Annotated in this window: 10 protein-coding genes; 6 read left to right on the top strand and 4 right to left on the bottom strand. The window is 46.0% G+C overall.

Annotated elements, in window-relative coordinates; all coding sequences use genetic code 11:
- Positions 1–124 precede the first annotated feature (124 nt).
- The 5 genes from ACTRXF_RS09365 to pelG are packed head-to-tail and all read left to right on the top strand — an operon-like array spanning position 125 to position 6,991.
- Entirely contained in the window at positions 125–1,360 is a 1,236-nt protein-coding gene (locus ACTRXF_RS09365; RefSeq protein WP_474278857.1) for a hypothetical protein, read from the top strand.
- Positions 1,350–2,285: a tetratricopeptide repeat protein gene (locus ACTRXF_RS09370; RefSeq protein WP_474262519.1), complete on the top strand. Its 936-nt coding sequence runs from the start codon at positions 1,350–1,352 to the stop codon at positions 2,283–2,285. The genes ACTRXF_RS09365 and ACTRXF_RS09370 overlap by 11 nt, the downstream gene beginning before the upstream one ends.
- Positions 2,282–4,120 (top strand): DUF2194 domain-containing protein, encoded by a 1,839-nt coding sequence (locus ACTRXF_RS09375; RefSeq protein WP_474278859.1) that lies wholly within the window; start codon positions 2,282–2,284, stop codon positions 4,118–4,120. Before ACTRXF_RS09370 ends, ACTRXF_RS09375 begins: the two co-directional genes overlap by 4 nt.
- Positions 4,117–5,538: a GT4 family glycosyltransferase PelF gene (gene pelF, locus ACTRXF_RS09380; protein ID WP_474278861.1), complete on the top strand. Its 1,422-nt coding sequence runs from the start codon at positions 4,117–4,119 to the stop codon at positions 5,536–5,538. Before ACTRXF_RS09375 ends, pelF begins: the two co-directional genes overlap by 4 nt.
- Positions 5,519–6,991: an exopolysaccharide Pel transporter PelG gene (pelG, locus tag ACTRXF_RS09385; RefSeq protein WP_474278863.1), complete on the top strand. Its 1,473-nt coding sequence runs from the start codon at positions 5,519–5,521 to the stop codon at positions 6,989–6,991. The genes pelF and pelG overlap by 20 nt, the downstream gene beginning before the upstream one ends.
- 47 nt (positions 6,992–7,038) lie before the next feature.
- Here the strand turns inward: pelG and ACTRXF_RS09390 are convergent, their stop codons facing one another.
- From ACTRXF_RS09390 to ACTRXF_RS09405, 4 genes are all read right to left on the bottom strand, one after another.
- Positions 7,039–8,454, bottom strand: a complete 1,416-nt coding sequence (locus tag ACTRXF_RS09390) for a right-handed parallel beta-helix repeat-containing protein (RefSeq protein ID WP_474278865.1) — start codon at positions 8,452–8,454, stop codon at positions 7,039–7,041.
- A gap of 209 nt (positions 8,455–8,663) precedes the next feature.
- On the bottom strand, positions 8,664–9,146 hold the full coding sequence (locus ACTRXF_RS09395; protein ID WP_474278867.1) for a DUF4188 domain-containing protein: 483 nt from the start codon (positions 9,144–9,146) through the stop codon (positions 8,664–8,666).
- 136 nt (positions 9,147–9,282) lie between these two features.
- Entirely contained in the window at positions 9,283–10,329 is a 1,047-nt protein-coding gene (locus ACTRXF_RS09400) for a GGDEF domain-containing protein (RefSeq protein ID WP_474278869.1), read from the bottom strand.
- 222 nt (positions 10,330–10,551) lie between these two features.
- Positions 10,552–11,631 (bottom strand): citrate synthase, encoded by a 1,080-nt coding sequence (locus ACTRXF_RS09405; RefSeq protein WP_474278871.1) that lies wholly within the window; start codon positions 11,629–11,631, stop codon positions 10,552–10,554.
- 114 nt (positions 11,632–11,745) lie between these two features.
- Between ACTRXF_RS09405 and ACTRXF_RS09410 the strand changes: the two genes are divergently transcribed.
- Positions 11,746–12,609 carry a LysR family transcriptional regulator gene (locus ACTRXF_RS09410; RefSeq protein ID WP_474278873.1) on the top strand — a complete coding sequence of 288 codons (864 nt, stop codon included), beginning with the start codon at positions 11,746–11,748 and terminating at the stop codon, positions 12,607–12,609.
- Positions 12,610–12,639: the final 30 nt, after the last annotated feature.

Below are 12,639 nucleotides of genomic sequence, written 5' to 3' on the forward strand. Positions count from 1 at the left end.
TGAACCCTTATCATCACAGTTTCAATTCTTTTATAAGTACAAAGTTTCATTAATCTTACTCTGATGGTGCGGCAATGGCAATATGGTACATAAATCTAATATAACTTTTTGAAGAGGTGATGGGATGATTTACACGCAGAAAAATGTGTGGAGAAAAGTTGTGGAGCTGCTCGTTGTCGTTCTTGTACTGGGGATCATCGACCAGGTATTCCAGCTGGGAATGCTTGATTGGACACTTAACCCATTTTTGTTTGTTATTTTGTTTTTCTCTCTACGGTACGGCATTAATATTGCCATCCTGAGTTTTTTCACTATTCTTGTGTATCACGTTATTGCCACATTTACAGCAGGAGATGATCTGTTCCTTCTGTTTTATGATACCGGGGACTACCTTTATTTATTGTTTTCCCTGCTTCTCGCTGTTATATGCGGCCTCTACAGCTCGTCCTACCGGGAGCGCTATGAAAGTCTTACGTACACCCAGGATGAATTGAGGGATGATAATAAAGAACTGACCAAAACCATTAAAGAACTCGAGGATTCCCAACGTGTTATGCAGGAAAAAGTACTGGACTCCGAGCATACTCTTGCTCAGATTTACCAGGTCGGCATTAAGCTCGACCAGCCTACGCCGGAGCTTGTGCGAAATGAAGCGATCGCGATTATCGCAGATTTATTTAAAGCTAATGATATTGCGATTTATCATGTAGATTCGTCGAAAAGATCCCTTCGGCTGAGAGTGCGTCAGGGAAGCTCCCAGACACTGCCGCAAACTGTATTTTTAAGCGAAGAATCATCCTTTTACCAACGCTTGTTTACGGAAAAGGCAATCACGCTGCGAAACGTCAAAGACGAAAAAAATGCCCCGGTAATTGCAGGGCCTATCGTTTATAACGAAGAAATCCAGGAAGTACTGATTATCGACCAGCTCGATTTCTCCCGTCTTACTACTCATGAAATCCAAATCATGTCCTTTGTGCTTGACTGGATTTCCAACCGTATTGAAAAAGCACGTGAATGGCAGGCCAAGGATGAAGAGAAACAAATGCTTCCCGGAACAAAAGTCTACTATAAAGATGCCTTTGATGCTCATGTGGCCCAGCAGGAGGTGCGCCAGGAAGAGTACGGCGTTCCTTACAGCACAGTAGCCATTCAGTTTGACCGCTTCGAGAGAATGTCTGTTGCTGAAGCTGAAGTTATTTTGCGGACCTACCTGCGTGAAATAGATATTATCGGCTTTGATGCCAGACAGAGTATTCTCTACTTCCTCCTGCCCGGCACCGATGCTGAAAACGCTCAAGTGGTTGAAAAACGAATCAAAAAAGCCTTAAAAGAAAAAGGAGGCACTCATGCTGGGTAACCTTATACAGCCAACGATACTCGTGATTCTTTTTTACATCGTTCACGCCTGTATTTTATTTGCTGCGGCGAAGGCCGCGAAAAAAAGACTCCAGCCGGATCAGTACGGAGCCGTTATCTGGATTGTGCTGATCAGCTGCTTTCTTCCTTTGCTCGGGGAGGCTTTCGGTCTTCTTGCCTGGTGGGCTTCGAGGAGGGTGGATTCAAACAAAATTGTCTCTGATTACACAGAATACGTGAAGTTTCAGCCGATTAACCTGGAGCATCTTCGCTATGAAGCCAAAGACAATAAAAACCTCACTCCCTTGATGGAAGCATTTACAAACGATAACCAGCCGGACCGCAAAAGCTTAATGCTGAAGCTGATTAACTCCAACATCTCGGATAAAGGAAAGTATTTGAATCTCGGACTCAACAACGATGATTCAGAGACCGTTCATTATGCTGCGACGACAATGAATCTGCTTGTCGACCGCTATGAAAAAAGTCTTGATACAGCAAAAACGAAGCATGAACACCTTCACAGCGAAGAGACTCTCAGCAGATTGATGGGAGTATACCGGGGCTACCTCGACAGCCGCCTGCTTGACGATCATTCGCAGGAGCACCTCCGCTATGTGTATCTTCAGTTTTTAGAACAGGCGGCCAAAGACTTTCCGGATCAGATGGAGGTTTTCAACCAGCTTGGGGACATCTATCTGCAGCAAGGTTCTCCAACACAGGCCGTCAATACGTACATGTATATGCTTCAGGCTTTCCCACATGAAGCCGATGGTTATTTAAACTTAATCGAATACTACTATAATCAAAAAGACTGGGCCGGGATAGAGCAAGTTCTCTCTCAAATGAATGAACATGTAGCTGCAGAAAAAATACCGGAAAACCGCCAGTATATTGTCCGGCAGATGGGAGGGGTCGTTTCATGAAAAAACAGATGATGAAGTCAACGATCGGGCTCTTCGTCGTTATTTTAAGTATTCTTCTTATTCTCCAGTTTATCCGGCTCGAGCGTTTTCAGCTGTGGCTCCCCCATCAGGCCTCAAACACAGCGGAAGAAACAGAAACGATGGATTCCGGCAACGCGGAAACGGCAGGTGAAGAAATGAATGTCTACATTCACAAAAACGACAGTGACCTTTCTGAAAATACGTTAAATAACTTTGAGCATGCCCTCGATTATGCTAAAGTGCCGCATACCGAAATTTCCCGGGACGAAATTGCAGATCTCGAGCCTTCTCCTTACAATGTGCTTGTTCTCGCCGGCGAGCATGCTGAAGAATGGCCATTTGAAGAAATAGAATCCTTCGTCGAAGAGGGCGGCCGTCTCTACATTGGCGCTCGTTTTATTGACACAAGATATAACGAAATGCTCGGCATTGACGACGTGAATGATTTTAGCAACCGGCAGGGCCTTACCTTTGAGCAGGAGCTTTTTCCGGGCTATACCGATCTTGGTTCTGATTCTACCCTGTTTTCCCACAGCATCGCCAACATAACACTGCGTGAAGGAGCGGAGCCTTATTTATCCACCGAAGGCGACCCACTGATGTGGACAAATGAATACGGGGACGGAAAAACGCTTTTCTGGAACACAACTTCCATGGAAATAAAAAACTCACGGGGTATGATGCTGCAGTCACTATCTATTCTGCCTCCTGCTTTTGCAAGCAGTCAGGCTGACATTAAAATGGCCCATATTGACGACTTCCCTGCTCCCGCTCCGACAGAGGAGAACGAACAAATTGCCAGTCAGTACAATATGTCTGTGGAGGACTTTTACGCCGATGTCTGGTGGGAGGATATGAAGCAAATTGGCATGGACCACGACCTTACGTACACCGGGTTAATAATTGGCACATATCAAGATACGATGGATGCCACGGCCGAAGAGCTTATTGAAAATGACCGCTTTCCATTGCTTTTCTTTGGTAGAAATGTTTACCGCCACGACGGAGAAATCGGCCTTCACGGTTACAATCACCAGCCACTCGTAACCGAAGACGAACCGATGGATCCCGAGCTTTTATACCGACCTTGGGAAAGCCAGGAGAAAATGGAGGAGTCACTGACACGGGTAGAGGAAGTCTTTCAGCATTACTATCCTGAAGAGGAATTTAAAACGTACGTGCCTCCTTCCAACGTACTGAACAGAACCGGAATTGAAGCGATTCATAACGCTCTTCCAAGTATTAACACAATTGCTTCTCTCTATACCGGCGAAGGCGAAGGAAGCTTCATTCAGGAGTTTGAAGAAGATGAAGAATATCCGTCGATTTACCATTTCCCGCGTATCTCCAGCGGGTATTGGGAAAGTTCCGAATCTCAATTCATTCAGGCAGATGCAATTGCAAACTTCGGTGTCTTCTCCCACTTTATTCACCCGGATGACGTGCTTGACCCGGACCGGGCTTACGGGGAAGGCTGGGAGGATATGAAAGCTCAGTTTGAAGACATGGCAGTTTTTGTCGAAGACACTTATCCACAACTCGACAGCATGACCCAGGCACAGGCAACCGAACGAATGAAAAGCTATCAGGCTTCAAGCGTTGACGTTATGTATCAGGAGGACCGGATTATGATTCAGGGGGAAAGTCTTCTTGAACCTTCCACCATGATGCTTCGTGTTGAAAAGGGCACCTCCATTGAAACAGGAAGCTTTGACTTCGGCTCCATTGAAGCCTACGGTGATTCCGGCACTTTGTACCGGCTCACCCTCGAAGAGCCGCAGGCTGAAATTCCATTAAAGGATGATGCGTCATGAAAATAGGTATGGTTGTAGAAGGAAGCTATCCGTACGTCAGCGGCGGGGTGGCCAGCTGGGTCCAGATGCTCGTAAAGCAGATGCCCGAGCATGAATTCATCATCATCGCTATCACTCCGGAGCCGATCTCCCCGGAAGATTACCGTTACGAGCTGCCGGGCAACATTTCGCAGGTCCTGAATCTTCCGCTTAATATGCAGCAGCCGAGACGGCAGCGGAATTTCCATTTGACGCCGGAGGATGAAGAAGCCATTACCGAATGGATGATGTTTGAGTCAGTCCGTTCAGACGCTCTTCTTGCTCTCGGACAAAAGCTCGGGGGCACAGAAAATTTTTTCTCAAGCAGCCTGTTCTGGGAAATAGTGCAGCAGAGCTACGATAAAGAAAAGCAGTCCGGTTCGTTTATCGATTATTTCTGGATGTGGCGCGGCATGTTTGCGCCCGTGATCGAACTGCTTCAATTTTCGTTTCCCGAGCTTGATATTGTGCATTCAGCCTCGACAGGCTATGCCGGTATGGTAGCTGCAGCTATTAAAAAACAGCAGGAAATTCCCTATCTTCTGACCGAGCATGGCATTTATTCCCGGGAGCGTGAGGAAGAAATTCTTCAGGCTGACTGGATACCGGATTACTACAAACAGCGCTGGATCACGTTTTTCCACCATCTTTCCCGTCAGGCATACAAAGAGGCGGATGATGTAATCACCTTGTTTGCCCGCAACGGCGAATTGCAACAGGATATTGGGGCTGATCCGGCTAAGATTGAAATCATTCCGAACGGCATTGACTACGCTCGCTTATCGCTTGTAGAAAAAGATAAGCATCATCGATCCTATGTTCATATCGGCGCTATTGTGCGTGTTGTCCCTATTAAAGACATTAAGACGATGATTCATGCCGGTAACATTTTAAAAAGCCGGTCTGTCCCATTTAAACTCACTATTATGGGGCCTCTGGATGAAGATCTCGAGTATGCCGGTGAGTGCCGGCGGCTCGTCGACCAGCTTGGGCTCCAGGACCATGTCTTTCTAGTCGGAAAAGTAAACATTACCGATTACCTGCCAACGTTTGATGTATGTCTGCTGACAAGTATTTCTGAAGGACAGCCACTGGCCGTTCTTGAAGGGATGGCTGCAGGCCTCCCTTTTATCGCTACAAATGTAGGCTCCTGCTCCGAGCTGATTCACGGCCGGGAAGGCGATCCATATGGGCCGGCCGGCTTTGTTGTGCCTCCGGTGAACCCGGAGCAGGTCGCCCAGCGCTGTGAATGGATTTATCAGCATCCGGAAGAGGCCGAAAAGTTCGGCCGCAACGGGCAGAGCCGGGTCGAAGCGTATTACCAGATTCATCAGTTTATTCAGGAGTACACAGAACGTTATCATCAAAGGGGGCTCGAATATGGCCGGCATAGGGTTTAAACTCCAGCAGTTGTTTCAGGAAGATTACTTTTCCTCCAGAATGAAAGCCTATGCTTTTGCCGGCCTCGTAACCGCCGGGCCATGGATTGTAGTTATCGCCACGATTGCGATGATCCAATGGTTTTCCATGGTTTTTCTGCCTGTAACGCTGCAGGAACGGGAGCTTTTCAACTTATCGATTTCCTATTCGTTTATATTTTCTCAGGTGCTGTTTGGTATCCAGCAGCTGGTAGTTACGCGATATGTCGCGGATTTATTTTATGAGAAAAAGACAAATAAAGTCTTTCCAACCTTTCTCGGAATGACAAAAGTAACTCTGCTTCTCGCGGTTACTGCCTGGCTCATCTTTATATGGATCAGCTCTCTTCCATTTTTGTATGAGCTTTTGCTCCTCGTATTGTTTGTAACCATTAACTTAATCTGGGTGCTGTTTTTATTCTTAAGTGCCGCAAAGTTTTATCAGGCTGTCGCCTACAGCTTTTTATCCGGGGCAGTGGTTGCGGTGGGCATGGTATTTCTCCTTGGCCGCTCTGCAGAAGCTTTTGCGTTCATTCCACACGCTACAAGCTTTATGCTTGTACTCGGATTTACGAGCGGCATGGTTATCACCTTGTTCGGGCTGCTGTTTTCAATGCTGCTCACGTTTCCTCTTCATACATCTGACAGCCAGTTTCAATACATCAGCTATTTCGACAAATACCCGACCTTGTTCTGGACCGGATTTTTGTACAATGTCGGTATCTGGGTGTGTAACTGGATTATCTGGTTCGGGGAAGGAAGGTCGATTCTTCTCGACTCGTTCGTCTATAACCGGGTGTATGATACCGCGATCTTCTGGTCGTATCTGACTATTATTCCTACCCTGATTATCTTTGTCGTATCGGTGGAGACCCGCTTTTACGAGCGGTATCGTTCATTTTACGGCTATATCAACCAGGGAGGGACGCTTCAGCAGATCAAAACGTCGAAGGAATCTATGCAGTACGTCTTAAAGCAGGAGCTTGAACGGCTCGTTCGCAGCCAGGGCCTGATTTCGATTGTAATCATTTTATCGATTGGCTACGTTACCTCCTTCGTGGCAATTGAGGACGATATCATTTCGATTTTCCGTTTTACGACGGTCGGAGCCTTTTCAAACGCGATGGTTCTTGTGCTGACGCTGATCCTTCTCTATTTTGAAGACCGGCGCGGTGCGATGATTACTTCCATCCTGTTTTTCTCTTTAAATGCGGTACTCACCTTCCTGCTTCTTCCTTTTGGATTTAACGGCTATGGATTAAGCTTTGCTCTTGGATCGAGCGGGGCCCTGCTGTTTGCTCTGCTCCGTCTCACGTACTTTATCGAAAAAGTCGATTATTTTGCTTTTTGCAATCCGAATAATCTTGAACGTCCAAATCCTCCGACCCTATTTACTAAATTGAGTCAGTGGATGAACAAACGCACCATTCTTTAAAAGCATAAAAGAGCCGGACGGATAAACTGCTATCCGTCCGGCCTTTTTTATTCAATGACATCACGTGCGGGGGAATCCTGCGACAATTCAAAGTTGTAATTAGCGGCGTTTTTATACTGCGGATTCACGTAACGGGAATCGTTATTACTGCCAATCAGGGACTGAAATTCATTAAGCGTCGATACCTGCTCGTTTTCCCAAATCCAGATGCCTTCCTTGCCCTTCTCCCGGTGGTACACATTCTGGTCAAATTCGTTATTCGTGTTATCTTCAAAGTAATTAGCCACAAACACCCGGGAGCTTCCTGCTGTTAATATATTGTTTTCAATCCTGTTGTTTTCCGTATCATTCTGCAGCAGCAGTTGTCCTCCGTCCAAATCGTTTGTATCATTACGGTATATAATGTTTTCTGTAATCGTGCTGTCTTTTGTCCCGCCTCTTTTTTCGTCATACCCGCCGATGGAGATACCGGTAAAGTTGTTTTCATAGACGGTGTTCCCGGTAATCCGGATATTGTCCGCCTGTTCTCCGTCCTGCTCCGAGGTTGCTTCAATACCCAGGTCATTCCTGTATACCGTATTGTTCTGAATATCAATGTCGCTGCCGCCGTCTACATAAATGCCTCCTGCGGCATAAACATCCCCCTCGCCATATGCAGGATTGCCATACGAAGAGTTGTCGTAGACGGTGTTGTTTTCCACGATTCCATTCCGTGTGTAATCAAGATCCGGGTCGTCTCCGACCTCCTCGTAGCCGATCATGTCAATTCCAATGTTATCGTTATGGCGTACTGTATTCGAAGCAATCGTAAAATCTTCTACATTTCCATTTAACACAACCGCTTCGCTTGAGCCGAGTATAAGATTTTCCACCGTGTTGTTAATAATTTCGACATTGGTTATCGCTTCCCGGCCGTATACCGCAATACCGTGAGCATTTCCGCTGTCTGCGTTTGTTTCAATCCCGCGAATATGGTTGTTATCGAGTGTAATTCCTTCGGCGCTGTCATGAACGAAAATACCTACTGGGGTTTCGTTGCTAATTTCTGTCGATAAATTCTGGATGGTGAATCCACGAATGGTGATATGATTCTGGTTTTCTATGCGGATCATTGCTGTTATCCCTGCTTCATCTTCCATTTCTTCACCGCTTAAAATTACTTCTTCGTCTTCATATGCCTCAAACGTAACCGGATTCGAGGCGCTGCCGCTTTGTGATACCTCCAGCGGTTCTTCGTACGTGCCCCCTCTGACATATACGATTGTTCCAGGCTCCGCCTGTTCAGAAGCTGCGTTCAACGTCTGCAGCGGTGCCGATCTGCTGCCGTCATTACTGTCGTCCCCGTCCGTCGCTACATAAAGACAGGAGCTCGCGGCTGCCTGGGTGCATTCCGAAAAAATTAATACTCCGGCAGTAATACCCGCTACAATAAGAAGCGTCAGGGCTATCCATAGTTTTTTCATTTAATCTGCTCACTTTTTGTCAAAGTTACCCTGAGTGTTCTGCACAGGGATGGTACTGTTATTTATTATACGTCATAACAAGAGTTTAGTCCTAGTCCCTGCCTGGAATTTTATTTTTTTAATAAATCATTGAAAGGGGGCACTCCCTCAGCGTTAACTCTTTTGAATGCATCTTTTTGTCTTTCTTTCGCTTTTCCTTAATTTTCAGGTTATTTTCCGGCTGTCCGGTTCAATCGTTCTTTAGCTGTACCGGTCACTTTGGTTACTGGCTCAGTGCTAAGAGCTTTGCCGAGCCCAAAGGACGGCATGTTTACATAAATCGTTTCGTATGCCCCTTTTGGCACTATATACGTTTCGTAGTAAATCCCTACTGCGTCATTTCCTTTAGTTCTTTTATTAAACGTCCGCCACGCCTTCAGATGCTTCGGCGCCTTTGCGTATGCCAGCAATTGTTCTTCGGAATTCCAGTACTGGATCATCATCGTTGCTGGCAACTGAATATAGCTTTGTAAGCCCATGCAGCCAAGCTCTTTGTTTATTGATAATTCTTTGATCATTGGGGGCATTGCGAGCAGTACCGGCAGCCATTTATGCACCGCCCGCCATCTGTTGATTCTCATTCCTATTACAAACACAGTCACTTCCTGGTCCCCTGTCGTGGTATACCTTCCGGTCATAATTTTCCTGGCCATACTTTTCTCCCCTTTCGTTGTAGTTCTCCCGAAAATGACAAACTCTGCTTATCTTTTCTTTATCATACCCTCTTTTTTGATGCGGCTTCCCTTTCATAAAAAAAACTCTTCAGCTGTTTTAGCCGAAGAGCTATTATTAGATTTTCACCATTTCATGTATCGTTGTCCGGTTCCGCCCTTTTTGTTTCGCATTATATAACGCACGGTCCGCCTCGTTAATCACCTCTTCAGTATCCCGGCCTCTTTCCCATTTCGCTATCCCGATTGATACCGTTACCGACACCGGTTCTCCGCAGTGGTGCAGGGCTTTTATATTCATCTTTTCTTTTACCGTCTCTGCCAGCTTTTCTGCTTCTTCATCACCTGAAACGTCTGCCGCTGCCAAAAACTCCTCCCCACCCCAGCGGGAGACAAAGCCTGTATTCTTGAGGTTTGCCGTAATAACTTCCGAGACATGTATGATAGCTGCATCTCCTACCGCATGCCCGTATTGGTCATTTATTGATTTAAAATAATCAATGTCGATCATCATGATATAAAAGGAATCGTTCTTTTCCATTTTTCCAGACATCAGTTCATACATCTTCCGCCTCGTAAAAAGCCCTGTGAGTGCATCAGTTGCGGCCATATGTTCAAGCTGCCGGTTCATTTGATGTAGGTTTTGGATCATTTGATCAAAATTATTTCGGAAAATCGAGCCGAGCAGCGCTATAATACAAAGCGCCCCCACCATATTCGCTTCCGGCAAAACGAAAGCCACAATATCATTTTCCACAGGAGGCATGCCTGCAGTAATCCTGTATAATCCCATATATAAGATTATAATAATTACAAAAGCCATAGGCTTTACCCCGCGAATCTGCGGAAAAAAGAACAGAACATATGCAGTAACAATCATGTAATAATGAAAGCCCGTTCCCCAGCCAAGTACCAGCGTAGCCAAAACAGCATGGGCCATGACTTCTGTAAGTACGAGGAAAAAACATGTTACATATTTTCTTTTTTTCATTAAATAATAGGCAATTACATATGCAAGGCAGCTGATTACATTCACAGCAGCCATCGTCTCAAAATGCAGCCACCAAAAGCCTAAGAGCCACACCATATGAATAGTAAAGGCAACGTACACACCGTATTTGATCGTTGTATGATATAACTGCACTTCTTTATTTTGTCCACTCAAGAGCCAGCCCTCCCCTCAGCCACAAACTGCGAACGGTACAATTCCTTTCTTCACAATAAAAAAATATACTTAGTACTTTATTGTAAATTATATAGTTCTTTAGTCTTATAATATCATTATTATTACCCATTGTCTTCTAATTCAAACGTTTCGCATGAAAATTTTTTCATACTCAACTCAACCATATAAAAAACCGCTTTTCAGCGGCTTTTTACCTTTTATTTATTTGCCAACATACACAGACTGAGGCCGGATGATCCGGTTATCTTTTCGCTGCTCTTCAATATGGGCACTCCAGCCGACACTTCGTGAAAGGGCGAACGTTGGAGTGAATAAACTTTTAGGAAGCTTGACGGCTTTTAAAACAGCGGCTGCATAGAATTCTACATTAGTATAAAGCTTTCTTCCCGGCTTGTATTCCTCCAGCAGCTGTACCGCCTTTTGTTCCACATAATACGCAGTATCAAGCCAGTCATTTTCACCTGCAATGTTTTCACATATCTTCTTTAACGCTTCTGCTCTCGGATCTGTTGTTTTATATACCCGATGGCCGAACCCCATCAGCCGCTCCCCGGACTCTATTTTCGCCCGCAGCCACACTTCTGCGTTTTCTTTCTCTCCTATAGCTTCAAGCATATCAATGACCCCTCCCGGTGCTCCTCCGTGAAGCGGGCCTTTCAGGGCGCCAATTGCTCCGGCAGCAGCTGAAAAGAAATCGGACTCTGTAGAAGCAATCACCCGGGAAGTAAAGGTGGAAGCATTCATGCCGTGCTCCATCGTTAAAATTAAATACGCTTCGAGCGCCCGGATCTCTGCTTCTGCTGGCTTTTGCCCGTGGAGCATATATAAATAATTCGCCGTATGGGAAAGGTCGGGGTCCTCCTGCACAATTTCTTTTTGCTGAAGCGAACGATGTCGATAGGCGATAATGACTGGCAGCACAGCAATCAGCCTTTCAGCCTGATCACGCAGTGGTTCTTCCAATGAAGGCTTTTCTGCCAGCGCAGACACTGCAGCCTCGAGAACACTCATCATGTTCAGGTCATGAGGAAATTGCTCAATCATCTTACAAATATGCTCCGGCAGCTTTCGTTTTTTCTTCAGCGAGTCTGTAAATACCTGCAGCTGCTGTTCATCAGGCTTTTCTCCTTCAAGCAGCAAATAAGCGGCTTCTTCAAACGAAGATTCAAGTGCTATGTCTCCCGCGGGGCGACCCCTGTAAATGAGCCTCCCCTTTTCCCCGTCGACCATACTTACAGCAGTTTCGGCAGCAACTACATTTTCCAGTCCTTTTCCTTCCATTATATTTTCCTCCTTTATGATTGTTACATTAAGTCTAGCGCAGGTATATAATAATAAACATTAAATAAATTCTTCATTATTAATAATATTATGTTATTAAAAAAGGAGGCTATCATGAAAATAGAGTGGCTGGAGACGTTCACTACCGCAGCTCTATATGAGAATTTCCGTGAGGCGGCGGAAATTCTTTTTATTACTCAGCCGGCGGTAACTATCCATATCCAAAATCTCGAAAAGCAGCTGGGATTTAAATTATTTGTCTCCAAAGGCCGCCGGGTCACACTGAGTCCGGACGGACGCCGGTTTCTTCCGCATGCCCAGGCTATTCTTAAAAGTTATCATTCCGGACTCGAGGACATGGAGCAGTGGCAGCAGGGTAAGACACGCACACTGACAATCGCCGTTTCCCCGCTCCTTGCGGTATCAATGCTTCCCCGGGTTATACGCAGGTTTATAAAAACCTATCCGCACATTGACGTAGTCATCGACGTTCAGGAATCAGCTCTCATTGAACGCCGTCTCCATGATGGCTCTGCCGACATCGGCCTTTCGCTGCTCCCGGCTTCTGGAGGCGATACGAACCAGAAACGGCTGCATCAGGAACCAGTGCTTTTAATCGCCCCTCATGACGGAGGTGATGCTGAAACAGCTCCGCCCCTCGACAGCACAGACGTCCTGACGAAAAATGTCGTTTTCACCTACAATCACCCCGGTTATTGGGAAATACTGCTTCGAAAGCTGCGGGCCCGCTTCCCCGCTCTGCAGACGATGGAGGTTTCCCAGAGCCACGTAACGAAACGGTTTATCGAAGAAGGTCTTGGCGTGTCTTTTCTCCCTCGTTCTGCAGTAAGAAGGGAACTTGCCGAAGGAAGGGTCCTTCATGTGGACGCCCCGGAATTCGACCTTCCGCAGGCTTCAACCTACCTTTTGTATAAGTACACAAGCGAAGAGGTCCTTCAGTTTCTTGATTATATATAGAAAAAGGTGCCGGCTTCCCGCCAGCACCTA

Source organism: Marinococcus sp. LNHM3E3-2.2, assembly GCF_056034385.1.